This window comes from Sphingobium sp. TomTYG75 (assembly GCF_054771635.1).
The window spans coordinates 782,980-804,948 of sequence record NZ_BSRE01000001.1 but is presented as its reverse complement, the minus strand read 5'-3'; the positions used below and the strand labels follow the sequence as shown (position 1 = coordinate 804,948).

Annotated in this window: 24 protein-coding genes and 1 pseudogene; 9 read left to right on the top strand and 16 right to left on the bottom strand. The window is 59.6% G+C overall.

What is annotated here, in order from left to right:
• The first annotated feature begins 31 nt into the window (after positions 1-31).
• Both queC and queE read left to right on the top strand, forming a co-directional pair.
• Entirely contained in the window at positions 32-724 is a 693-nt protein-coding gene (gene queC, locus ACYU81_RS04030) for a 7-cyano-7-deazaguanine synthase QueC (RefSeq protein WP_460986459.1), read from the top strand.
• Between the two features lie 11 nt (positions 725-735).
• Entirely contained in the window at positions 736-1,383 is a 648-nt protein-coding gene (gene queE / locus ACYU81_RS04025) for a 7-carboxy-7-deazaguanine synthase (RefSeq protein WP_460986458.1), read from the top strand.
• Between the two features lie 169 nt (positions 1,384-1,552).
• Here the strand turns inward: queE and ACYU81_RS04020 are convergent, their stop codons facing one another.
• The 3 genes from ACYU81_RS04020 to lipB form a co-directional block, all read right to left on the bottom strand.
• Positions 1,553-2,242, bottom strand: a complete 690-nt coding sequence (locus ACYU81_RS04020) for a hypothetical protein (RefSeq protein WP_449473799.1) — start codon at positions 2,240-2,242, stop codon at positions 1,553-1,555.
• A gap of 108 nt (positions 2,243-2,350) precedes the next feature.
• Positions 2,351-2,644, bottom strand: a complete 294-nt coding sequence (locus ACYU81_RS04015; RefSeq protein WP_460986457.1) for a hypothetical protein — start codon at positions 2,642-2,644, stop codon at positions 2,351-2,353.
• A 56-nt stretch (positions 2,645-2,700) separates the two neighbouring features.
• Positions 2,701-3,405 (bottom strand): lipoyl(octanoyl) transferase LipB, encoded by a 705-nt coding sequence (gene lipB / locus ACYU81_RS04010; protein WP_460986456.1) that lies wholly within the window; start codon positions 3,403-3,405, stop codon positions 2,701-2,703.
• Positions 3,406-3,479: 74 nt separating this feature from the next.
• On the opposite strand from lipB, the gene ACYU81_RS04005 reads away from it, so the two are divergent.
• Positions 3,480-4,268 carry a glycerophosphoryl diester phosphodiesterase membrane domain-containing protein gene (locus ACYU81_RS04005; protein WP_460986455.1) on the top strand — a complete coding sequence of 263 codons (789 nt, stop codon included), beginning with the start codon at positions 3,480-3,482 and terminating at the stop codon, positions 4,266-4,268.
• On the opposite strand, the gene ACYU81_RS04000 is transcribed toward ACYU81_RS04005, so the two are convergent.
• Genes ACYU81_RS04000 through ACYU81_RS03990 form a run of 3 tightly spaced genes read right to left on the bottom strand, consistent with a single transcriptional unit; the run spans position 4,250 to position 6,189 of the window.
• Positions 4,250-4,849: a GNAT family N-acetyltransferase gene (locus ACYU81_RS04000; protein ID WP_460986454.1), complete on the bottom strand. Its 600-nt coding sequence runs from the start codon at positions 4,847-4,849 to the stop codon at positions 4,250-4,252. The two genes, ACYU81_RS04005 and ACYU81_RS04000, sit on opposite strands and share 19 nt — an antisense overlap.
• A gap of 4 nt (positions 4,850-4,853) precedes the next feature.
• Positions 4,854-5,717: an oxygen-dependent coproporphyrinogen oxidase gene (gene hemF / locus ACYU81_RS03995; protein ID WP_460986452.1), complete on the bottom strand. Its 864-nt coding sequence runs from the start codon at positions 5,715-5,717 to the stop codon at positions 4,854-4,856.
• 13 nt (positions 5,718-5,730) lie between these two features.
• Positions 5,731-6,189, bottom strand: a complete 459-nt coding sequence (locus ACYU81_RS03990; RefSeq protein WP_449473789.1) for a tRNA (cytidine(34)-2'-O)-methyltransferase — start codon at positions 6,187-6,189, stop codon at positions 5,731-5,733.
• A 210-nt stretch (positions 6,190-6,399) separates the two neighbouring features.
• On the opposite strand from ACYU81_RS03990, the gene petA reads away from it, so the two are divergent.
• From petA to ACYU81_RS03965, 5 genes are all read left to right on the top strand, one after another.
• A complete protein-coding gene (gene petA / locus ACYU81_RS03985; RefSeq protein ID WP_449473787.1) occupies positions 6,400-6,966 on the top strand; it encodes a ubiquinol-cytochrome c reductase iron-sulfur subunit in 567 nt (188 codons plus the stop codon).
• A gap of 11 nt (positions 6,967-6,977) precedes the next feature.
• The gene (locus ACYU81_RS03980; RefSeq protein WP_449473786.1) at positions 6,978-8,297 is read left to right on the top strand and encodes a cytochrome b; all 1,320 of its coding nucleotides are present in this window, start codon (positions 6,978-6,980) and stop codon (positions 8,295-8,297) included.
• A 17-nt stretch (positions 8,298-8,314) separates the two neighbouring features.
• Positions 8,315-9,163 (top strand): cytochrome c1, encoded by an 849-nt coding sequence (locus ACYU81_RS03975; protein ID WP_449473784.1) that lies wholly within the window; start codon positions 8,315-8,317, stop codon positions 9,161-9,163.
• Positions 9,164-9,244: 81 nt separating this feature from the next.
• On the top strand, positions 9,245-9,781 hold the full coding sequence (locus tag ACYU81_RS03970) for an adenine phosphoribosyltransferase (RefSeq protein ID WP_460986451.1): 537 nt from the start codon (positions 9,245-9,247) through the stop codon (positions 9,779-9,781).
• Between the two features lie 11 nt (positions 9,782-9,792).
• Entirely contained in the window at positions 9,793-10,434 is a 642-nt protein-coding gene (locus tag ACYU81_RS03965) for a 5'-methylthioadenosine/S-adenosylhomocysteine nucleosidase (protein WP_460986450.1), read from the top strand.
• A 334-nt stretch (positions 10,435-10,768) separates the two neighbouring features.
• Here the strand turns inward: ACYU81_RS03965 and tnpC are convergent.
• The 8 genes and pseudogenes from tnpC to ACYU81_RS03925 form a co-directional block, all read right to left on the bottom strand.
• Positions 10,769-12,323: pseudogene (gene tnpC / locus ACYU81_RS03960) on the bottom strand (IS66 family transposase).
• 60 nt (positions 12,324-12,383) lie between these two features.
• Complete coding sequence (tnpB, locus tag ACYU81_RS03955; RefSeq protein ID WP_460986431.1) at positions 12,384-12,731, bottom strand: IS66 family insertion sequence element accessory protein TnpB; 348 nt, start codon at positions 12,729-12,731, stop codon at positions 12,384-12,386.
• Positions 12,728-13,111 carry an IS66-like element accessory protein TnpA gene (tnpA, locus tag ACYU81_RS03950; protein ID WP_460986432.1) on the bottom strand — a complete coding sequence of 128 codons (384 nt, stop codon included), beginning with the start codon at positions 13,109-13,111 and terminating at the stop codon, positions 12,728-12,730. Before tnpA ends, tnpB begins: the two co-directional genes overlap by 4 nt.
• A 132-nt stretch (positions 13,112-13,243) precedes the next feature.
• Positions 13,244-13,801, bottom strand: coding sequence for a transposase (locus ACYU81_RS03945; RefSeq protein ID WP_460986449.1), 558 nt, complete (start codon positions 13,799-13,801; stop codon positions 13,244-13,246).
• 197 nt (positions 13,802-13,998) lie between these two features.
• On the bottom strand, positions 13,999-15,291 hold the full coding sequence (locus tag ACYU81_RS03940) for a glycosyltransferase family 4 protein (RefSeq protein ID WP_460986448.1): 1,293 nt from the start codon (positions 15,289-15,291) through the stop codon (positions 13,999-14,001).
• A gap of 55 nt (positions 15,292-15,346) precedes the next feature.
• Complete coding sequence (locus ACYU81_RS03935; protein WP_460986447.1) at positions 15,347-16,408, bottom strand: polysaccharide biosynthesis/export family protein; 1,062 nt, start codon at positions 16,406-16,408, stop codon at positions 15,347-15,349.
• A 254-nt stretch (positions 16,409-16,662) separates the two neighbouring features.
• Positions 16,663-17,148, bottom strand: a complete 486-nt coding sequence (locus ACYU81_RS03930; protein WP_460986446.1) for a tetratricopeptide repeat protein — start codon at positions 17,146-17,148, stop codon at positions 16,663-16,665.
• Positions 17,145-18,485, bottom strand: a complete 1,341-nt coding sequence (locus ACYU81_RS03925) for a glycosyltransferase (RefSeq protein ID WP_460986445.1) — start codon at positions 18,483-18,485, stop codon at positions 17,145-17,147. Before ACYU81_RS03925 ends, ACYU81_RS03930 begins: the two co-directional genes overlap by 4 nt.
• A 201-nt stretch (positions 18,486-18,686) precedes the next feature.
• On the opposite strand from ACYU81_RS03925, the gene ACYU81_RS03920 reads away from it, so the two are divergent.
• Positions 18,687-19,547, top strand: a complete 861-nt coding sequence (locus ACYU81_RS03920) for an FkbM family methyltransferase (protein WP_460986444.1) — start codon at positions 18,687-18,689, stop codon at positions 19,545-19,547.
• 135 nt (positions 19,548-19,682) lie between these two features.
• Here ACYU81_RS03920 and ACYU81_RS03915 read toward each other — a convergent pair whose 3' ends face one another.
• Positions 19,683-20,582 (bottom strand): glycosyltransferase, encoded by a 900-nt coding sequence (locus ACYU81_RS03915; protein ID WP_460986443.1) that lies wholly within the window; start codon positions 20,580-20,582, stop codon positions 19,683-19,685.
• The gene (locus ACYU81_RS03910; protein ID WP_460986442.1) at positions 20,579-21,919 is read right to left on the bottom strand and encodes a glycosyltransferase; all 1,341 of its coding nucleotides are present in this window, start codon (positions 21,917-21,919) and stop codon (positions 20,579-20,581) included. Before ACYU81_RS03910 ends, ACYU81_RS03915 begins: the two co-directional genes overlap by 4 nt.
• Positions 21,920-21,969: the final 50 nt, after the last annotated feature.

The following is a 21,969-nucleotide window of genomic DNA, read 5'->3' as shown; positions in this document are numbered from 1 at the left end:
CCAGCGCGCCTGTGGCGGTAGCGGAGCGCCCATGACTGCCAATGATGGGAAAATCGCTGTCGTCCTGCTGTCGGGCGGGTTGGATTCGATGGTCGTAGGCGGCCTCGCGCGCGAGGCGGGCTATGAACTGGTCGCGCTGACGATTGATTATAATCAGCGGCATCGCGTCGAATTGAACGCGGCCGCGCGCATCGCCGCTGTTCTCGGGGTCCGGCGGCATATCGTCCTTCCGCTCGATCTCACTGCCTTTGGCGGATCGGCGCTGACGGCGGACATCGCGGTGCCGAAGGACGGGGTGGGGCCGGGCATTCCCAACACCTATGTGCCCGCGCGCAACACCATTTTCCTGTCGCTTACGCTTGGCCTTGCCGAAGTGTCGGGCGCGAATGACATCTTCATCGGCGTCAATGCGCTTGATTATTCCGGCTATCCCGACTGCCGTCCCGAGTTCATCGACGCCTTCCAGAATATGGCGGCACTCGCGACCAAGGCGGGGGTCGAAGGGCATCCCGTGCGGATTAACGCCCCGCTCCAGCATATGAGCAAAGCTGACATCGCGCGAGAGGCGAACCGACTGGGGCTGGATGCCGGGATGAGTTGGTCCTGTTACGATCCCGCGCCGGGCGACCAGCATTGCGGGCTTTGCGACAGCTGCCGCCTTCGCTCCAGGGGTTTTGAGGAAGCGGGCCTGCCCGATCCAACCCGCTACGCAGCCAAGCCGTAAAGGACAAGCGGATGAGCTATGCCGTCAAGGAGATGTTCCTGACGCTTCAGGGCGAAGGCGTCCATAGCGGCCGCCGCGCCGTCTTCCTGCGCTTTGCCGGGTGCAACCTCTGGACCGGGCGCGAGGAGGATCGGCGCAAGGCCGTTTGCCAGTTTTGCGACACCGATTTCGTCGGCACGGACGGCGACGGCGGCGGCAAATTCGCCGATGCACAGGCGCTCGCTGACGCGGCGCTCGCCTTTTGGGGGACAGGTGAAGAGGGCCGCTACATCGTGATAACGGGCGGGGAGCCCATGTTGCAGGTCGATGATGCGCTGATCGACGCGCTCCACGCCCGTGGCTTCACCATCGCCATCGAAAGCAACGGCACGCTCGCGGCGCATCCCGGCATAGATTGGGTCTGCATCAGCCCCAAGGCAGGCAGCGACGTCGTGCAACGCAGCGGCAATGAACTGAAGCTGGTCTGGCCGCAGCCGGGCAGGGGTCACAGCCTCGCCGATGTGGAGGCGATGGAGAGCTGGGCTTTCGACAACCTGCTGATCCAACCCCTCGACAGCGCGGAGGCGGCGGCGAACATGCGGGCGGCGATCGATCTGGTCATGGCGCGGCCGAAATGGCGGCTAAGCCTTCAATCGCATAAATATCTGGGGCTTAGGTAAGGATCGCGCTGAAGCTAAACATCTCCCCGTTCGCCCTGAGCTTGTCGAAGGGCTCTACTTCTTAAAAAGAAGAGAAGGGCTTCGACAGGCTCAGCCCGAACGGGTTAAAGTGCAATGCTCACTAGATAGAACAAAAGAGCGAAGCCCTACGGCCCCGTCCATCACACCATCACTTAGCCGCCACCTTCTGCTCATAAGCCACTTGGCATTCCGGCCGCAGCTTGTCCTTCTTCCAGCATTTCTTATCGAAAGAAGGCAGGGTCAGCGCATAGCTCCGCCCTGGGTCGCCGTAAAATTGCTCACCCGCCAGCACCAGCGACTTCTTGATCGACCCCAGCCCCGTGCGCGCCACCTCATGCAGCGAACCGCGATTGGCGAAGATTGCCTGCCGCCCGACCTGACCCGCCGCCTGGCAGAAGCCGCGCTGCGCCTGGACGGTCGAATAGCCCGAATAGATGCGCGTGCCATATTTGTCGGCTGCGGCCTGGCCGGGTTTGCCCTTGCCCACGGTGCGCTGGAAATAGCCGAGCAGGACCGACTGCGCCGCATCCAGTTCCGCGTCATGATGCGCGATCATCGCATTATAGTTGCTGATCGACAGCAGCGTCGGTTCGAACTGGCACTGAAGCGCCGCGACGTTGAGCGCCGCGCGCAGGTTCCATACCAGGCCCGCGCGAATTTCTTCCGCCGTGGCGCCGGGCAGGCCAAGCGCGGTCGCAGCGTCCGCGTCCGTCAGCGGCGGGCTGGAAAAGTCGGGCGGCGACCAGAAAAACTGGGCGGCGGCCGGCTGAGCCAACAGCGGCGCGGCGGCAATCATCAATCCGGCACAGACCCGGCGCAGCGTGGAACAGGATGTCATGACTTCCCCTTTAAGAATGGCGGCCTTTGTGAACGACGATTGGGCAGGCTTCTCTTATGCTATGCCTTGCGTCCGGCGCCTGTATTGCGCCTGAACGCCTCTCTCCGTCTATTGATCCGACAGTATCTCTGCCTCGCCTTGCGTCGCATTGGCTGCGGCAGGTTCCGGCTGAGGCGCGGTAGCGGCGCTGTTATTCCCTCCAGCCGAGGGCAGGGCGGCCGACGGCGCTTCGCTCTGCACCCCGTCCAGGTCCGTCATGGCGTCGGTCGTCGTGCCGTCGACGGCCTCCAGATCCTTCATCTGGACCGTGTTGCTCCCCTTGTCGTCCTTGCCGCACGCCGCCAGCGCGGTGCAGCCGGTCAGCAGCAAGGCGGTAAAGATCATCCTCGCTTTGCAGCGCATCCGGGTCTCCCAAACATGTGATGCCCGGCGGCCCCCACCCGGCGAAGGCGCAGACCCTAGCCGCCCGATCCGCATTGCTCAACCCCCGCGCCACAGCGCCGCAACCGGCCCAGAAAGGCAGGGAAATGCGCCTTCAAAGCCGCGTCGAGATCGGCCATTGAGGCATTCTTGCCCAGCGCCGCGATGCTGGTGACGGGATATTCCGCAAGCCCGCACGGCACGATGCCGCCAAAATGGGACAGGTCGGGGTCCACATTGATCGAAAAGCCATGCAGCGTCACCCACCGCCGCACCCGGATGCCAAGCGCGCCGATCTTCGCCTCGCGCCCGTTGAGGTCATCGGTCCAGATGCCGATCCGTCCCTCCGCCCGCCGCGCCGCGATGCCAAGGTCGCCCAGGGCGTCGATCATCCACCCTTCCAGATGATGGACGAAGTTGCGCACATCCTTCCCCCGCTCGCGCAGATCGATGTTGAGATAGCCGATCCGCTGCCCCGGCCCATGATAGGTATAGCGCCCGCCGCGCCCCGCATCATGCACCGGAAAGCGCGGGTCGATCAACTCGGCCGGATCGGCGCTCGTCCCCGCCGTATACAGCGGCGGATGTTCGAGCAGCCACACCCGCTCGCCCGCCTCACCGTCAAAGATCGCCGCCGCCCGCGCCTCCATGTCGGCGAGCGCGTGCGGGTAATCCACAAGCGCCGAATCGACCCGCCATTCGATCTGGTCGGCGACAGCAGGCGAAGGGGAAGAGGATGACATGGCACTTCCTTGACTTGGGCGAGGGGAGCGATCAAGTCTCCTCCCCGATTTTAAGTACGGGAAAAGGCGAAGATATGGCGGCGATGTCGATCGGCAAGGCATGGGAAGAAGCGGTCGCCTTCGTCGCGCGCGAACGCAGCCTGCTGTTCCCCGTCGCCTTGCTCTTTGTCGCGCTGCCCGGCCTCATCCTTCAGGAGATGACGCCGCCCGAACTCGCCACCTGGACGATGGACAAGGGCGCCATGCCCGACATCCCGCCCAGTTTCATCCTGTCCACGCTGATCGGCGTCATCATCATCTGGTTCGGGTCACTCGCCCTGTTCGCACTGGCGTTAAGGCCCGGCATCAGCGTCGGCGAAGCATTGCGGCTCAGCCTCTCCCGCCTGCCCGTGCTGCTCGGCACGGCGCTTGTCGTGATCGGCACCCTGCTTGGCATAGCCATCGTCGGCATGATCGTGGTCGTCGCCTTCTCCATGGTGGCAAAGCCTGTTGCCGCAGCCCTCGCCGCGTTGCTGGTGACCGCTGGCGGCGCCGTCATGCTCTTCGCCAGCGTGCGGCTTCTGCTGCTCAATCCCGTCGTGATCGACGGCCATGAAGGCGTGATGGCCTCGCTCCGGCATAGCTGGGCGCTGACACGCGGCCATTTCTGGCGGCTGCTCGGCTTCATCCTGGTACTGACGCTGCTCTCCGCCATCGTCGGCTCAGCCGCGCAAGTCATCTTCGGCCTGTTCGGTCGCCTGATCGCCGGAGCGGAAGGCGCGCGGCTCGTCGGCGGCGTCGCAGCAGCCGTCGTCTCGACCGGGGTGCAGGTCTATATGCTCGTCATGCTCGCCCGGCTCTATCGTCAGGCGGAGGCGGGCTGACCCAGCATTGGCACATGCGGCGCCGCATCGGCGCTCAATAAACCTGCCAGCCGAGGATCAGCGAAAACCTCAACCTCCCGCTTATAGGGCACAAATCCCGCCCGCTGATAGAAGTTGAGCGCCCCCGGACTGTCCAATGTGCAGCTATGCACCCAGAACCGGCGTACCTCCTTGCGCCATGCCAGCGACTTCGCCTGCGCCATCAGCCATGCGCCAAACCCCTTGCCGGTCAGCTCGGGTATAAGGCCAAGGAAGCTCAACTCGCAGTCCGGCAACGCCCGGAAATCCAGCTCCAGCAATCCCACTTCCACGCCCCGAGGATCGGTGATCGCAAAAATCTGCACCGTCGGATCATGGATAATCGCGATCAATTCCGCATCACTCAAGACAAGGCGTGAGAACCAGAGCCACGGCTCCCCCACCCGCCGGAACAGCGCGCGATAGGCATCGGGCGCAGGTGCCTTCCACGGCACCAGCCGCAACGGAGCAGGCGGAATCGGCGCGGGCCGAGGACGCTCCACCATCTCCAGATAAGTCACGATCGTCGCAATCTGATCATTGGCGACCGGCGTCAGCGGCATGGATTCAGCTCCAGCTCGCCATCGGCGGCAGGCTCATCAAAATCGCATCGACATTGCCGCCGGTCTTCAACCCGAACAGCGTGCCCCGGTCATGCACCAGGTTGAATTCGGCATAACGGCCGCGCCACTCCAGCATCCTGGCGTAATCTTCTTCGCTCCAGCTTTCGCCCATTCGCCGCCGGACAATCGGGGGAAAGGCCGCCAGAAACGCCTCGCCCACCGACCGGGTAAACGCGAAATTCGCATCAAATCCCGCATCATCCTCGCACTCCAGATGGTCGTAGAAGATGCCGCCGACGCCGCGATGGACGCCCCGGTGCGGAATGAAGAAATACTCGTCGGCCCACGCCTTGAAGCGGGGATAATAGTCTGCATCATGCGCATCGCATGCCGCCTTGAACTCGCCGTGGAAGCTCGTCGTGTCCTCATCCCGGGGCAGGGGAGGGTTAAGGTCCGCGCCCCCGCCAAACCAGCTTTTGGACGTAATCAGATAGCGCGTGTTCATATGCACGGCGGGCACATGCGGATTGGCCATATGCGCGACCAGGCTGATCCCGGTCGCGAAAAAGGCCGGATTCTCCCCCGCGCCATGGATGGTCTTGGCAAAATCCGGCGCAAACTCGCCTGAGACGGTGGATACATTGACCCCGACCTTCTCGAATATCTTGCCCTTCATGACCCCGCGCACGCCGCCGCCGCCTTCGCCCGGCGTCAATCCCGGCGCTTCGCGGTCCCACGGCGTGTAGACGAAGGAGGCATCGCTGCCCGCCTCGCGCTCGATCGCCTCGAATTCCGCGCAGATGCGGTCGCGCAGCGATTCGAACCAGTTGCGGGCGGCCTGCTGTTGGGGATTGAGGACCAAGGTCATTGGGAAATCTCGATCATGTTGGAAATTGTCCAGTCTGGCGAAGGGCTTCGGCAACCGCGATGCCCGTGGAAACGGCAATGTTCAAGGACCGGAAGCCCGCAGCCATGGGGATTCGGACGCGCAGGTCGGCCATGTCGCGCACCGCGTCGGGCACGCCCGCACCTTCCGATCCCATCAGCAGCACGTCATTCCTGTCAAAACGCACCTCCGGCAGGGGCTGTGAAGCATGGCTGCTCATCAGCACCAAACGACGGCCCTCCGCACGCCGGGCCTCGTCAAATGCCTCGAAATTGGCGTGGCGAGTCACCTCCGCCGCCGCGCCATAATCCATCGCGGCGCGTTTCAACTTGGCGTCGGAAAAGGCGAATCCCATCGGCATGATGATGTCCACGGGCACGGAAAAACAGGCGGCCAGCCGCAATATGGCGCCGACATTCCCGGCAATCTCGGGTTGATAAAGAGCAATACGCATGCCCCGCGCATAAAGCAGCGGGGCAAATTGTCATAGCCATGGCCAAATTGCTGTTGGCAAAGAAGCTACAGTGGGTCTATCAGGCCCCCGAACCACGCCAGGGGGAAAGGCGAGGCCCATATTCCGTGGGCGGCGCTACTCTCTCGATAATCAGGGCCGGTGACGGCAATGCGGCGGGTAACAGGGACGTCTTTGCAAGGGTTGAGGTGCATGGCGAGCGTTGAACATACGGACAGCCAAGGTCTATCCGGCGAAGGTGGAGTGCGTCGTCGCGACTTCATCAATATCGCCGCAGTAAGCTTCGCGGGGGTCGGGGCTGTCGCCGTCGTCATTCCGCTCGTGGATCAGATGAACCCCAGCGCGGACGTGCTGGCGCTGGCATCGACCGAGGTTGATATCTCTTCGATCCAGCCGGGTCAGGCGATCAAGACGACCTTCCGCTCGCAGCCGCTTTTCGTGCGTCATCTGACGGACAAGGAAATCGCCGAAGCCGACAAGGTTGACGTTTCCTCGCTGCGCGATCCGCAGACGCTGGAACAGCGCACCGTCGCTGGCAAGAAGCAGTGGCTGATCACCATGGGTGTTTGCACCCATTTGGGCTGCGTGCCGCTGGGTGCGGGCGAGGGCGAGAATCGCGGTGAATTTGGCGGCTATTTCTGCCCCTGCCACGGTTCGTCCTACGACACGGCGGCCCGCATCCGCAAAGGCCCCGCGCCCAAGAACCTGGAAGTGCCGAAGTTCAGCTTCACTTCCGACACCGCCATTCTCGTAGGCTGAGGTAAGAAACCATGAGCTTTCCCTGGGCTGAGCATTATACTCCCAAGCATCCCGCGATGCAGTGGATCGACGAGAAGCTGCCGCTTCCGCGCCTCGTCTACAACGCGATCGGCGCCGGTTACCCGGTCCCGCGCAACCTCAACTATTTCTGGAACTTCGGTGTTCTCGCTGGCCTCGCGCTGGTGATCCAGATCGTCACCGGCGTGATCATGGCGATGCATTATGGCGCCAACACGCTGGTCGCGTTCAGCACCGTTGAACAGACGATGCGTGACGTGAACGCGGGCTGGCTGATGCGCTATGCGCATGCCAACGGCGCCAGCTTCTTCTTCATCGTCGTCTATCTCCACATCTTCCGCGGCCTTTTCTACGGTTCCTACAAGGCGCCGCGCGAAATGGTCTGGCTGCTCGGTATCGTCATCTTCCTTCTGATGATGGCGACCGCCTTCATGGGCTATGTGCTTCCCTGGGGGCAGATGTCCTATTGGGGCGCGAAGGTGATCACCGGCCTGTTCGGCGCGATCCCGGTCGTGGGTGAGCCGATCCAGACCTGGCTGCTCGGCGGCTTTGCTCCTGGCAATGCGTCGCTCAACCGCTTCTTCTCGCTGCACTTCCTGCTGCCCTTCGTGATCGCTGCGGTCATCATCCTGCACATCTGGGCGCTGCACATTCCGGGTTCGTCGAACCCGACCGGCGTGGAAGTGAAGGGTCCGCAGGACACCGTGCCTTTCCATCCCTACTATACGGCGAAGGATGGCTTCGGAGCGGGCGTGTTCCTGATCCTCTTCGCGATCCTGTTGTTCTTCGCGCCGAACTATCTCGGCCATCCGGACAACTATATCGAAGCGAACCCGCTTTCGACGCCTGCGCACATCGTCCCGGAATGGTATTTCTGGCCCTTCTACGCGATCTTGCGCGCCTTCACCGTGGACTTTTTCTTTGTCCCCGCGAAGCTGCTGGGCGTGCTGGCGATGTTCAGCTCGATCCTGATGCTCTTCTTCCTGCCCTGGCTGGATACCTCGCCGGTGCGTTCGGGCAATTATCGTCCGACCTTCAAGAAGTTCTTCTGGATCCTGATCGTTGACGTGCTGATCCTGGGCTATTGCGGCGGCGCGCCTGCTGCCGAACCCTATGTGATGATCTCCCAGATTGCGGGCGCCTATTATTTCGCCCACTTCCTGATCATCCTCCCGCTGATCTCGCGCTTTGAACGGCCGCTGCCGCTGCCGGGCTCGATCACGGAATCGGTGCTTAACCGCTATAACATCAAGGGCGAACAGGATGCGCTTCCCGGAATGGGCGCGGATCCGCAGCCGTCGAACGCCGGCTAATAGGGGACAAGATCAACATGGTTCGCATCGGCGCATTTCTCGTCGGCCTCTTCTTTGCTGGCTGGCTGCTGATCTCCTTCCTTGTGGGCGCTGTGGCCTATGTCTCCGAACCGCCCGCTGCGACGGTGGAGCATGAATTCCACAAGCATCCCAAGGAAGTGGACTTCTCCTTCAACGGCCCGTTCGGCAAGTTCGATCAGCCCCAGCTGCAGCGCGGCTTCCAGGTGTTCAAGGAAGTTTGCTCGGCCTGCCACAGCCTGAAGTTCGTCGCTTTCCGCGACCTCAAGGGCATTGGCTACAACGAGGCGGAGATCAAGGCGATCGCCAAGCAGTGGGCGATCAAGACGCCTGACGTCGATCCCAAGACGGGTGAAATGTCGACGCGTGCTCCGGTCCCGGCGGATTACTTCCCCAAGCCTTTCGCCAACAATGTCGCGGCGATGGCGGCGAACAACAATGCGATCCCGCCAGATCTGTCGCTGATGACCAAGGCGCGCCATGAGGGATCGGCCTATGTCTACTCGCTGCTGACTGGTTTCCAGAACCAGCCTGCCGAGCTGCTGAAGCACTTCCCGGATGCCAAGACGCCGCAGGGGCTGCACTACAACCCCTATTTCGCCAACCTGAACCTCGCCATGGCCCCGCCGCTGACGGCTGACGGTCAGGTGACCTATGGCGACGGCACCAAGGCGACGGTTGACCAGATGGCGAAGGACGTTTCGGCCTTCCTGACCTGGACCGCCGAACCCAAGCTTGAGAACCGCCGCCGCGCGGGTCTGGCGACCATCGTCTTCCTGCTGATCGCAACGGCGCTGGCCTACATGTCCTACCAGAATATCTGGGCCGACAAGAAAAAGGCCGCCTGACCGCCTTTCGGCCAAGGGAATGAATAGGGAAGGGGCGCGGCGTCATGATGACACCGCGCCCCTTTTTCATTGGGAGTTTGCATGGATCTAGATGAACTCGCCGCGCTGGTCCGGACCATTCCCGACTTCCCCAAGCCCGGCATCCTGTTCCGCGACATCACGACGCTGCTGGCCGATGCTAACGGCTTCTCAGCGCTCGTCAGCGGGCTTGCCGCGATCGCCCGGCCGCTCGACGCGGACATCATCGTTGGGATCGAGGCGCGCGGTTTCGTGCTTGGATCGGCACTCGCTCACGCGCTCGGTCTCGGCTTCGTTCCGATCCGCAAGTCGGGCAAGCTACCCGGCAAGACCGTCGGCATCGACTATGTGCTCGAATATGGCACCGACCGCCTCGAATTGCATGAAGGACAGATAGGGCAGGGCGCCCGCGTCCTACTGGTCGACGACCTCATCGCCACGGGCGGCACCGCTCTCGCCGCCGCAGAGCTCCTCCGCGAACAAGGCGCCACTCTGCTCCTGGCCCTCTTCGCCATCGACCTTCCGGACCTCGGCGGCCGCTCCGCCCTCGAAGCCGACGGCATCGCCACCGCCGCCCTCCTCAAATTCCCCGGCAATTAACGGTTTCCTTCATGAATTTCCCCCGCCAACCAAATTGCGAGCTAATCGCCGGAAAGCGCATCCTCTTCCTAATGGCGATAGAGGATGAATATGGCCCACATCTGCGTTCCCGCTTCACGCCGCTGATGACGGGCGTCGGTCCCGTCGAAGCCGCGATCACAACCACCTTGGCGCTTCAGCACCTTCACCAGCATGATGCTCTGCCTGACCTTGTTGTGTCACTGGGCTCAGCTGGCTCCCGCGCCTGTCAGTTGGGGGAGGTCTATCAGGTCGCGAGCGTATCTTGGCGCGACATGGACGCCTCCCGCCTTGGTTTCGCAAAGGGAGTGACTCCGTTCATAGATCACCCCGTCGATCTACCGCTGCACGCACCTCTCGACATTCCCGCGGCGCGCCTTTCAACCGGCGCAAACATCGTAGGCGGCGAGGAATATGCACTGATAGACGCCGATATGGTCGATATGGAAACCTTCGCCATCACCCGAGCCTGCCAGCGCTTCACTGTTCCCCTGATGGGACTGCGCGGCATATCCGACGGCCCAGGAGAACTGAACGATATGCTCGGTTGGACACAACTCCTCGCATTGCTAGACGAGCGGCTGGCGCTAACAGTTGATTTACTGGCCGATACGTTGAACCAGGTGAGCAGCTAATTTCGCAAAAAGATGGCAGAGACATGCGAAGCCCACCAGTCATCGCTGAATCGAACGTCAGTGTTGGGCGTGCCAGACCGATTTGGCAACACCTGCGATGTCAAGGCGGCGGACGTGGACAACTTTTGCATCGTAAATCAATGCGTTGCTACGGTCTGAAGGAGCGCTTGCCCAAAATTTGTCCAATGCCGCCATAAGACAAATTTTCTCCAAAATTGCACCTCAATTTGAGACAATCTCCGCTACCAGAATAGTTCATTCAAGCGTCAGTTTCTACTCCTGCCAAATTCGAGGCAGCATGCTCCATAGGTAAGCGTGGGCTGGAGGTCGCAGATCAGGCGGCTTGTGCGATCGGTTGCTGATCTGGCCGCCAGTTCCCCGGCATGAGTTCATCCCAGCGAGCAGCAGGCCAGTCGCCCGCGATCTTGGCGATGACATCGGCGATATAGGCCTGTGGCTCGAGGCCATTGAGCTTTGCGGTCTCGATGACGGAATAGATGGCGGCGGCGCGATCGCCGCCCGCCTTTGAACCGGCGAACAGCCAGTTTTTACGGCCCAAGGCCACACAGCGCATGGCGCGCTCCGCAATGTTGTTGTCAATCTCCAGGCGCCCATCGTCGAGGAAGCGCGTCAGCGCGACCCAGCGTTTGCGGCCATAGGCGATCGCCTTGGCCATCTCGGACTTGGGCGAGAGGCGGCGCAGGGCATCATCAAGTGCCTGCCGCAGATCATCGATCAATGGCTGGGTGCGGTCCTGCCGGCTTCGTCGTCGGATCTCGGGTTGCTGGCCCGAACTTCTGCCTCGATCTCGTAAAGCTGGCCGATGCGTTCCAGCAAATCAGTGGTGAGCGACGTCGGCTTGGTGGCGTGGATGTCGAATATCTTGCGCCGGAAATGCGCCCAGCAAGCAACCTCGGTGACGCGGTTCGTGTCGTAGAGCTTGTCATAGCCGGCATAACCATCGGCCTGCAGATAGCCGCTGAAGCTGGCCAGCTGCCGCTGGGGATGCGCGCCGGTGCGGTCGGTGGTGAACTCATACCAGACGAGCGACGTTGGGTCGTGGCGCCGGAACTGCGATCATCGACGGCGTAGGCCCAGAGCCTGCCGGTCGCGGTCTTGCCCCGGCCCGGATCGAGCATGGGAACCGGCGTATCGTCGGTATGGATCTTCGCGGCGGTCAGGCCGACCTCGCGGATACGACTGATGATCGGATCGAGCAGCACGGATGCCTGTCCCACCCAGCCTGCCAGCGTCGAGCGGTCGATCTCGATCCCCTGCGCAGCCATTATCTCGGCCTGGCGGTAAAGCGGCAGGTGATGGTCGAACTTGGAGACGACGACATGGGCCAGCGTGCCAAAGGTCGCCTTGCCCCGGGCAATGGCTTTTACCGGCGCGGGCGCCTGAACGATCTTCTCGCAGGACCGGCAGCTATACTTGGGCCGGATGGTCCGAACGACACGCCATTGCACCGGCACGGCATCGAGCATCTCATCGCTATCCTGCCCCAGCGGGCGAAGCGCGCCGCCGCAGTCGGGGCAGGCGCAGGTACCTTGCTCGGGCTCGATCCGCCGTTCCTCCCGCGGTAGATGGGCAGGCAGCGCGCGAACAGGCGCTGACCGATCAACGGCTGCTGGATCGCCTCGACGCGCGGCGGCGACAATGGCCTCACCTTCCAGTTCCTCAAGCGCCAATTCAAGCTGTGCGATCTGGGTATCGAGCTTCTCGGACGACTTGCCGAACTGCATCCGCTTTAGGCGCGCAATCTGCACGCGCAGTGTGTCGATCAGGATATCGCGGGCAGAAATATCGGCGTGGGCGGCCGCCAAAGCAGCTTCGAGCTCGGCGATCCGAGCGTCTTTATCAGCGGTGGAAAGGCCTGCGTCCGACACCGCGATCCTATAGCGCAACAGCCTCCCCGATGCCAGTAAAAGTGCCAGAAAATGGGCGTTTTAGCCCGCGAGTGATGGGGTAAAAGTGCGTTCCGGCCGCCGCCAGTCGATACCTTCCAAAAGCATGGAAAGCTGGGCCGCCGTCATCACCACCGACCCGGTCCTGGTCGATGGCCACACGAACCGGCCCCGGTCCATCCGCTTGGAGAAAAGGCACATGCCCTGACCGTCATACCAGAGCAGCTTCACCAGATCGCCGCGCTTCCCTCGAAAGGCGAACAGCGCGCCGGAATGCGGGCTTTGCTCCAGAACTTGCTGCGTCATCACAGCAAGGCCGTCAAAACCCTTGCGCATGTCCGTCGCCCCGCAGGCCAGGAATATCCGCGTTGAAGGCGGCAACGGGATCATCGCGTCAGGATACCGATCACCCGGGACAAGGCATCGGCGTCGACAGTGGCATCTACAGTCACCCGGATGCCCGATGGCAGATCGATGCCGATCGAACTGCTCCTGGGCGGGGCAACCGATGGAGCGGGCAACGCTGGCGGCTCGCTGATTTGCACCTCCGCAAATGCCGGATCGGCGAACTTGCGCACCCCGGTCAGTTCGCCCGACATCGCCTGCCGCCGCCAAGTGTAGATCGATCCGCTGCCAACATCATGACGTTCGCAGGCCGTGCGCACGCAGCCATCCGGGCCGAACGCATCCCTCAACACCGCCAGCTTCTGCTCCACCGTCCAGCGCCGTCGGCCCGACACGCGGCTGACGACCTCAATCCGACTACTCATACGACCACTCGTATGAGCGCTTGCTGCACCGCTCGCTGAATCCTCAATCTCGTCCGACATCGGCCACCCCGCTCAAAGAGCGGCAATCATCCCGGCGGATGCCCAGCGTGCAAGGCGGCCGTCAGACCACGCTTACGACACTTCCTCGACCAACGCTGTATCGGCATCGGCACCGACATGGGCCTTGAAGCAATGAACAGCCCGCTTTCCCTTGTGTTTCACCCAGCGCGCATCGTCATCGTCCTCACTGGCCGAGGCAATGATGGTGGCATCAACCAAGGTCCCGGTCTTGACTGTCACCGCCTTGGATTTGAGTTGCATGGTCACGGTTTCAAACAGTGCCCGGTCCAGCATGTGCGCAAAGAGCAGCCTGCGAAATCTGACGAAGGCGGTACGCTCGGGCGTCGCTTCATTCGCGGAAAATCCGCAGAAGCGGCGAAAGGAGGATCGATCGTCGAGCGCCTCAGCCAGCTTCACATCGGACACGTCGTACCAGATCGACAGAAGCAGCGCTTTGAACATCGCCAGCGACGGCCAGGCTGGCTCGCCCTTGGCAGCCGAATAAAGCGGATCGAGCAGCACCGCGACCTGACTCCAATCTATCAGCGATACAAGTGCGTCGAGCGACGAAGTTGGCCGCTCCCGTCGCGCAAAGCTAAACTGCTCCTGACCAATTGAACGCTGCGCCACCAGTCGCTCTCCTTCTCGGAAAGCCCATAGAATCAGCTCTTTCCGCGCCTGTCTACGCCCACCCGCGCACAGGTCTCATACAGATACTGAGAAGCATACAGTCCCGTCGGCAGTTCCAGTTTCGCTAGTCACCTTTTCGTTCATCCCGCGAACAGACCTGCCTCCCGCGGTCGGTCATGCGTGCGATTGGAGATTGTCTACACGATTCGGGAGTACATTTGTGTCAGCCTATCAAGATAAGCCTCGTCGGAGAATTTTGATATCTGAGCTGGGGCAGCAGAAAGTATCTGCCGATACAGGTTTTCATCGGTTTCCAATTTGATGAAGCCCTGCGCAATCTCGTCAGTACTATATGGGTCTACCTGCAACCCTGCATTCCCAACGACCTCCGGCAATGAACTGAGGTTCGATGTCAGGACCGGTGTGCCGAGTTGAATGGCTTCCAACGCCGGCAAGCCGAAGCCCTCATACAAAGACGGGAAAACTACAGCACGCGCCATCCGGATCAGCCGGAACAACATCGGCCGAGGAAGATATTCCAGTTGAATGATCTTTTGATCATCATGATGTTCGAAAATATCGCTCTGCGAAGATTTACGCCGCCGTCGATACCCCAGTCCCCAGTCTCTGCCAAGCACCATGACCAGAGGCAGGCTGCTGCCCGATTTAAGATAGGCCTCTAGTATTCGATCGACATTCTTCTTCGGGTCGATGGCGCCGAAGAACAGGAAATAGCTGCGAGGCTTGAGCTGGAACAGCTCGGCAATGATCTTGGCGTCGTCTTCCGTGCCGGATTGGGCGATCTCCGCAGGCATTGGCGCAGTCTGATAGGTATTTGTCAATTTATCCGGCGTAACCAGAAATTGTGCCAAGATGTCCTGCCGGCTGGCTTCGGAAACAGTGCAGACATGATGACCGTCCATCACGCATTGCTTGACCAAGTCGTAATAGGTCTGTTTGTCATCAAGTGTCGTGTGCGGCATCCGCAACGGAACCAGATCGTGCACAGTGTATATGTTCCGTGCGCCCTGCACACGCAGGGGAACGGGGTAGGTCCAATGCATGATGGCGGGGGTCTGCGGAAGCTTGATGGTTAGGAAGGAACGCGTCAGTCTGAAACGCGTAAAAGCGAGCTCGAACAGATAGGGATAGGTATAGACTCGATCGAAATGCGGAAGCCGATACTGGAAATCGCGCTTTTCCACTTTGTCCGTGAGCAGAACTTCTGACAGATTGATTGGCAAAAGCGTGCGCAGCATCGCGCGCCCGATGAAGCGACGTTTCTCGGGCTTGCCGAACGGCTGTCCTCGACCGAAGGCATCAAAGAAGAGAAGTTCGCGGGTTTCGGCCGAGCGGCCGGCATTGAGACCAAAGACGCCGTCGACGACATGCCCCATGTTTTGAAGGGCGCGTGCCAAACCAAAACCATAGGTCGCAACGCCTGTCCCGCGGGGAAGTGCAAGATTGAAACCGTCGATTGCTATGCGCATTCCGTCTCCGCGGTCGGAACTGGACCGCCGGATTAGCGAGCGGTCGATGACATTGTCACTGCGTCAAAATTCGCGCAGTGACAACCGGACTGATGAGCTGGTTGAGAATGGAAATGAACTTCGCCGGGATGTTCGCCGGCGCGTTCGAGAAGTAGATCAAATCCTTGTCCCGCATGGTCAGGCGCTGAGCCAGGAAGTAATTCTGTGGATCCATCAGATTGACGCGATAGATTACAGGATCGTCCGCGCCTTCAGGCTTTTTGAGATACCGGAAGAGGAACACGCCCTTCGGATCAGCACGATTGTCAGATGGCCCGCCTGCCCGCGCGAGCGCTTCCGCAAGGGAAACCCTACCGATGCCGAAGGGCACTTGCGAAACGTGATCGGAAGCTCCGAACACGGTATAGCTCCGAGGCCTGTTGATCAGCTCAATTCGGTCCCCGGGAGCGAGAGAAATATTGTCTTCGTCCTCCGCGTGAAGCTCACCTAGGCGAATGTCAGCCGCGCGCTGTTCACGCACGACGTGCAGTTCGATATTGTCCGTTTCCGCCGTGGGGCCTCCAGCGAGCGTAACCAGATCGAGAATACGCTCTTGGCCGGGCTCAAGCCGGAACCGTCCAGGCCGCGCAACCGCTCCGCTTACATAAACGCTGTTCTGTATACTGTCGGTAATGATGACCAGCGCCTGCGGGTTTTGAGACAATCCGCTAAGCCGGATCTCAATGTGGGCCTGTACTTGTTCTGGCGTCAATCCTGCGACGATCAGCTTGCCGATATAAGGCAGAGTTATATTGCCATCATCATCCACGCGAATACCGATGCGCTGCGCATTGCCGGGTGTATTCTCCAGCTTCGTGTCGAGCGCTGTTACCGCGCTTCCGAACAGAGTGAAGCCGACCTCGAAAATCGAGATATTCAACATATCACCCGGCCGAATGATGTCCGAGCGCTCAGGCCGCCCGCTGGCGTTGAGGAAACTCAACGCACCCTCGGCAACCGGGGAAGCAGCGTCTAAGGCCGCAATCGCCTCGGGCGAGATATTCTCGATTCGAAAGCCGATGACATTCGTGTCGGCCTTCGCCAAATGTTCGATTCTGTTTGCCGTTGGTCCGCTCATCGGCAGGGTCGAGCATCCGGAAAGCGATATTGCAGCTAGGCAGAAGGCTGCACTCGACAGGAGAGAAGCCTTGCGCGTAAGGGCAGAAGTGGAGGTGATCAAGAGCGGGTATCCGAGCTATGCCAGCCCCTCCTGCGGTGCTGACGAGACAGGCGGCATTCATTGCCAACGCTTGACGTCGAGAGCAACATAAAAAAGCGTGCCTCGGCGCAACTGCCTAGCTGAAGTAATGTTTGGGAGAGCCGAAAAGTGATTCAGTGACGATCGCTGGATTTCATAATTTCCTCCACTGCCTGTTCAACCAAGATCAGGCGGCTTGTGACTTCCCGGAGTTGCGTTTTCAATACCATCAGCTCATCGCCTCCGCCCAACGAAGCATGTTCTGCGCCAGAATGTCCGACTTCTCTTCGTGCGGAGGCAAGGGTCGGATCAATAGCGAGAGCGCGACGAAAGGCGAGCAGGGCGAGGCGCATATTACCGGTCAGCTTATTCAGATGACCGATCTGGAGGTGGATGTCCGCATCCTCGGGTGCGAGGTTCAGCGCTTTCTGATAAGCCTTGGCGGCCGATGCGTACCGCCCACTTTCCTTGTACATGTGCCCGAGTTGTACCCAAATCGCTGCATTGTCCGGTCGACGGCGCAGGAAACGCTCATAAGAGCGAGCCGCCGCCCGCCAGTTCCGATTGTCGCGGGCATTGTCGCCCCTAGCCAAATGGCGGCCGGCCTTGAACCATTTCATCGCACTGTACCTTGTACGGATCCCATTTCTTTAGAATATGCTGAGGGCTTGTCCCCGCCGACGAGAATGTCCCGAGCGAAGTCGCACCAGTTCCGCTGGACAAGAGGACGATGACGCGCTTGACGTGGGCGGCGGATCAGTTCAAGCAGCTCTTCGGGCCGCAGGGGGTCAAAGAAGCAGGCGAGTTCTTCCTGGCCTCTCGCCAGTTCCCGGTGGGCTGTAATGTCGGACATGAACGCCATTTTGCCTCGGCTCATGGCCTGTGCCGGAACAAGGCTATATCCTTCCGCAAAAGAAGGTGTGATCACAGCCTCGGCGTGATCCACAAGCATTTGCATTTCAGCGTCGTTCAGACCGTTCACCTCAATGACAAGAGACGATAGATCACGCATCTCGTCGAGATCTCGAAACAGGCTCTCGGCGGACCATCCGCGTTCTCCAGCCAACACCAGACGAGGCATATCTTCCATCGCGCACCGGTTCGCGAGCATACGCCAGACTTCGAGAATGAGCGGGATGTTTTTGCGTCCTTCAAGGGTGCCGCCGCACACATAATATGACTTCAACTCTGGCGGTCGCGCGGTGGCCGGTGAATGGGGCACCGCCGCATTGCCTGCGAGTGGGCCGTTTCCAAGCCTGATTGTCTCGATCGACGGGATTCGCAGGCCTTCGGCGCGAAGATAGGCGCGCAGACGATAGCCGGTATCGTCCGAATTCACAGCAATCCGGGTTGCAATCCGGGCGATGGTCTCAAGCTTGCGCTTGTGGCTCTGGTGTGCGCTGACGCTGCAATAGATCGGAAAGTCGATCGGGATCAAATCGTGGACGAAGAAGGTTGCATCGACATTGTCAGTCAGGATCCAGTCGAATCGCTCTGGCCACTGCAGGCCGTAATGGGACAAGTGAACATATTGGAGCGGCACACCTGATCGCATGAAAGAAGTAGGGCGCCGGCCCAAAAATCCTTCGATCGTCGTCGCCCATGATGTTGATCGGACCTTACTGCTGCCTGGAGCCTTGCCCAACCGAACGGCACCCTTATGGCTGCCCGCGATAGGAGGCTCCGCTAGGCAAGCGAACAGCCGTACCAGGTTCGGACCGGGTCGGTCCTCAAGGGATCGGACATGCCGGCTCGAGGCCAGCAAGCGCTCCATCCTTCGGGGCGGCAGGACGCCGCGTACTTGCCGGGTGTTGATGAGGAAGACAGGTGCAAGCGCTTCCGATCGCCATGCCTCAAGCGCCCAGTTGGTGGTCGCATATTCGACGCGATCAATGCCTGTCATGACTGGCATATTGCGCCGCAACAGCAGGGAAGTGACGTCGATGAGGGGTGCCATGGGTGATCACTAGCAGGCGAGGGCTGCAAACCAAAGCACCGGCGAAATTTAATACTGGTTGTGGTCACGCATTTTGACCGGTAGCCTGACGGCTGATGCCGCCGGAGACGGAGCAGGGTCGGCGTGCGTTAGCGGCCATGTACTCATTTTTATTTCGCCTGTAAGTTTAGAAATATTGCCATGATTTTCAGGGATTGTGTGATGATTGAAGACTTGATTGATGTGAAAATTGACAACGTTCCGGGATTTCAACTGTCATTCGATGACAAAGTTGACTTGTACTATAAAAGCTCCAAGGAAACGCCCGATTACGAGCCTTGGACCACTCAAATATTCATTAAAATGCTTAGCCAAATCCCGAAATTTCTAGACATCGGAGCAAACATCGGTTGGTATTCTTGCATAGCATCTGCTGTTTCTGAAGGTCGAGCAGAGGTGCATGCATTCGAACCTGAACCCAGCAATTTTTCTAAGCTACAGATGAACGCGGATGCCAATGGATTTCACAATATAAAATCGTGGCCTTGCGCTGTGGGTGCGGCCGACGGGAAGGCTCAATTATTTTTAAGTAAGGACAATCATGGAGATCACCGACTCTCCTCGGACGAGGATCGAGATGTAATTGATATCGACGTTGTGAAGTTGGATACTTTCCTTTCCAATAAGGATTTTGTCCCGGATTTGGTGAAAATTGATGTTCAAGGCGCCGAGCCGCTCGTTTTCATGGGGGCCGGGGAAACATTTGCCTCTGCAGGAAACGCCATGGCTATGTTGATCGAATTCCAGCCGGAATCGCTGGGACTGAAAGCTGCGCACAGGCTCGTAGACAGTATCTTTGCATTCAATCGTCCAGTATTCGACCTCTACCCATATGACGGCGGGGCACTAAGGCCAATCGACCAGCAGGTATTGCATGAAGCTGTAGAAGGGTGTTTACATCCCTGTTTTCCGGCTCATATCGACATATTGATCGCTCCCCTTGACGAACGCTTAGATCGCGTCAGCCATCTGATTGGCGACCCCTTTGTTCAGTGGCACTATGATAAGAGTGCAATTGCGTAGAACAAACAAGACGAGCGTTAGCAAGTCGGCTTTTTCGTTCGGAAAAAGCTGGATTCGTAGCGGGGATGAATGCCCCCTCTTTGTGGCGTAAGTCGCCATGGAAGAGGGGGCAGTTGGGGCCTTCTTGCGAGACGTTCAGGCCGGCCAGCCTTTAGCAGCGCGAAACCAAGCCGTAAAAGCTGCATAATTGCTCTCGCGCAGCAAGGCCTCATGTAGCCAGCCGAGGCGCGGCAGTTTCCGTTCATTCGCCGAACGGGCATGATCGCGCATTGCGAGATAGTGGTTTTGCCGGATATAGCCGCCGCACTGGAACTCGGCGAGGCCGTCAATCAAAGTCTCGTCCTCTATGCCAATCGACGCGCAGAAGCCCTCAAGAGCACGGTGCTTGAAACGATATTTGCGCGGATCCCATTGCGTGCTGTTCGCCCGGATGCGATAACGGATCGAACTCTGATCCATGTTTGCGCACTTCACCTTCGGGATGAGGCGGCCCCACAGTTCATAGTCCTCCTCGAAGGCATGCGTCTCGTCGTAGCGAAACAATCCGGAATCCGCGAGAGACCGCCGGAACATGATCGTGGGATGAAAGAAAGGGTTGTTCACCAGGAACTCGTCCTGAATGTCCTGATGCTCCTTGGGGCTGCGGAAAACGCCCTCATGGTCCCAAAAGGCATCAACACCGGTTCCGATGAGATCAATTTCCGGATTGGTAGACAGAAAGGAGACCTGATCGTGGATGCGCCATTTGTAGGCGACGTCATCGGCATCCATGCGTGCGATAAACTCGCCCCGCGCAGCTTCGATGCCAACGTTGAGAGCCTTGGCTATTCCGAGCCCTGGCGCCAGTTCTATAGTCCGGATATCACCTTCCGAATATTGCTGGACGATATTCAATGTATCGTCGGTCGATCCGCCATCTACAACGATCAGTTCGAAATTACTATATTTCTGGTCGACCAAGCTATGAAGCGTTTCCCGAATGAAGCGCTCCGAATTCATCGTCGGCATGACGAGGGAAACGAGGGGAGGCTTCATGCCTTTTCTCCTACTCGGGTCTGGGGAATCTTTGCATCAAGAGGGACATGCTCGATTCCCTCCACTTCCCGCGCTATCTCCGCGTAAAGGGACCGAGATTGCCGAATATAAATATCATCAATCTCCTCGAGCCAGCCGCCGACCGCGCCGTTCCAGAGATGGAAGCAATAAGCCGGTTCGAAATCCTCGCGGAACATGCCGCTGGTTTCGGAGAACAGCGCACGGTCAATGGTTGTCCAAAGCGGAAAGAAGAAGGCGCGATAGTCAAGTATAGTGATCTCCTCGGGATGGGCAGCCGACAGCGAGACCGGGAGCTTCACTGAATGATAGTCCCACAGATCATCGCGCCCCTTCGAGCGGAAATAGTCATACTCTTCCAGCCACCGGCAGATGAAGCGTGCTTCCGGCTTGCCAAACATGACGGCGTTACAAAGGCCTGACGAGGAATCGGATCCAGCCGCCTGCACACCCATCACGAAATCGTGATGGCGCAGATCTTCATAAGATCGGCGTGTTATGGTATCTATGTCGAGATAGGCGCCGCCGCATTTCTTCAGCACAAGCATTCTTATGATATCGGCCTTGTGCGCATAGTGATGGAGGCGCGCGTTTCCGTAATAATCAAAATCGTCCAGCGTGATAACCGTCACCTTATCTTTTATGCGATCCCAATTTTCGCCAGATGGTTCGTGTATGGTATAGTAATAGGCCCGCCAACCGGGGTTGAAATGCAGGGCAGACTTGATAGCCATATAGCCATAATAGGGGATATCCCCTTTTTGCTTGAATCCGAAGACGAAGTGCAACATCTGCGGGATCAAGCCATCCGCTCGTTGGGGGGGCGGCAGCTTCGCCAGAAAGGCCGCGATTGCATCGGCCGATCGTGCAACGCGGTCACGATCTCGACGCGCGTCGGCTATGTTCAATGCGCGATCCCGATCAGGACTAACCAAGACGCTCTTCATAGGATGACGACCGCCCAAGCGCTTCAATTCTGTAGCGGCGTCACCATAATGCGGATCTATATCGACCGCCCGTTGGAACGCCTCGATGGCGTCGTTCTGACGGTCGTCCAGCTTGGCCAGATGACCCATCTGAAGATAGATATCCGCGTTGTCGGGCATAAGGGTCCGTGCACGCCCATAAGCTGCGCGCGCACGCTCCAACTCACCCGCTTCCTTCAGACAGTTGCCTAGCTGTACCCAGATCGGCGCATGCCGGGGTGCGAAAAACAGATAGCGGCGGTAAGCCTCGATAGCGGAGTTCCATCGCCGCTGATCGCGTGCCGCATCGGCCTGCTGTAGAAGTGGCCTGAAGAGCTTACGGTTAAGCCGCATTCTTGTCCTCTGATTTTAGGCGTCGCAAATTCTCATGCTACTATGCATTG

What these genes read in the sequence shown, in the direction of transcription:
- tnpB (WP_460986431.1), bottom strand. Translation starts at nt 12,731, where the DNA reads ATGATCCCGTTGCCGCCTTCAACGCGGATATTCCTGGCCTGCGGGGCG.
- lipB (WP_460986456.1), bottom strand. Translation starts at nt 3,405, where the DNA reads ATGTCATCCTCTTCCCCTTCGCCTGCTGTCGCCGACCAGATCGAATGG.
- ACYU81_RS04015 (WP_460986457.1), bottom strand. Translation starts at nt 2,644, where the DNA reads ATGCGCTGCAAAGCGAGGATGATCTTTACCGCCTTGCTGCTGACCGGC.
- queC (WP_460986459.1), top strand. Translation starts at nt 32, where the DNA reads ATGACTGCCAATGATGGGAAAATCGCTGTCGTCCTGCTGTCGGGCGGG.
- ACYU81_RS03940 (WP_460986448.1), bottom strand. Translation starts at nt 15,291, where the DNA reads ATGCGCATAGCAATCGACGGTTTCAATCTTGCACTTCCCCGCGGGACA.
- ACYU81_RS03980 (WP_449473786.1), top strand. Translation starts at nt 6,978, where the DNA reads ATGAGCTTTCCCTGGGCTGAGCATTATACTCCCAAGCATCCCGCGATG.
- ACYU81_RS04000 (WP_460986454.1), bottom strand. Translation starts at nt 4,849, where the DNA reads ATGCCGCTGACGCCGGTCGCCAATGATCAGATTGCGACGATCGTGACT.
- petA (WP_449473787.1), top strand. Translation starts at nt 6,400, where the DNA reads ATGGCGAGCGTTGAACATACGGACAGCCAAGGTCTATCCGGCGAAGGT.
- ACYU81_RS03925 (WP_460986445.1), bottom strand. Translation starts at nt 18,485, where the DNA reads ATGGCACCCCTCATCGACGTCACTTCCCTGCTGTTGCGGCGCAATATG.
- queE (WP_460986458.1), top strand. Translation starts at nt 736, where the DNA reads ATGAGCTATGCCGTCAAGGAGATGTTCCTGACGCTTCAGGGCGAAGGC.
- ACYU81_RS03935 (WP_460986447.1), bottom strand. Translation starts at nt 16,408, where the DNA reads ATGAGCGGACCAACGGCAAACAGAATCGAACATTTGGCGAAGGCCGAC.
- hemF (WP_460986452.1), bottom strand. Translation starts at nt 5,717, where the DNA reads ATGACCTTGGTCCTCAATCCCCAACAGCAGGCCGCCCGCAACTGGTTC.
- ACYU81_RS03930 (WP_460986446.1), bottom strand. Translation starts at nt 17,148, where the DNA reads ATGAAATGGTTCAAGGCCGGCCGCCATTTGGCTAGGGGCGACAATGCC.
- ACYU81_RS03915 (WP_460986443.1), bottom strand. Translation starts at nt 20,582, where the DNA reads ATGAAGCCTCCCCTCGTTTCCCTCGTCATGCCGACGATGAATTCGGAG.
- ACYU81_RS03975 (WP_449473784.1), top strand. Translation starts at nt 8,315, where the DNA reads ATGGTTCGCATCGGCGCATTTCTCGTCGGCCTCTTCTTTGCTGGCTGG.
- ACYU81_RS03920 (WP_460986444.1), top strand. Translation starts at nt 18,687, where the DNA reads ATGATTGAAGACTTGATTGATGTGAAAATTGACAACGTTCCGGGATTT.
- ACYU81_RS03965 (WP_460986450.1), top strand. Translation starts at nt 9,793, where the DNA reads ATGAATTTCCCCCGCCAACCAAATTGCGAGCTAATCGCCGGAAAGCGC.
- ACYU81_RS04005 (WP_460986455.1), top strand. Translation starts at nt 3,480, where the DNA reads ATGGCGGCGATGTCGATCGGCAAGGCATGGGAAGAAGCGGTCGCCTTC.
- ACYU81_RS03990 (WP_449473789.1), bottom strand. Translation starts at nt 6,189, where the DNA reads ATGCGTATTGCTCTTTATCAACCCGAGATTGCCGGGAATGTCGGCGCC.
- ACYU81_RS04020 (WP_449473799.1), bottom strand. Translation starts at nt 2,242, where the DNA reads ATGACATCCTGTTCCACGCTGCGCCGGGTCTGTGCCGGATTGATGATT.
- tnpA (WP_460986432.1), bottom strand. Translation starts at nt 13,111, where the DNA reads ATGAGTAGTCGGATTGAGGTCGTCAGCCGCGTGTCGGGCCGACGGCGC.
- ACYU81_RS03970 (WP_460986451.1), top strand. Translation starts at nt 9,245, where the DNA reads ATGGATCTAGATGAACTCGCCGCGCTGGTCCGGACCATTCCCGACTTC.
- ACYU81_RS03910 (WP_460986442.1), bottom strand. Translation starts at nt 21,919, where the DNA reads ATGCGGCTTAACCGTAAGCTCTTCAGGCCACTTCTACAGCAGGCCGAT.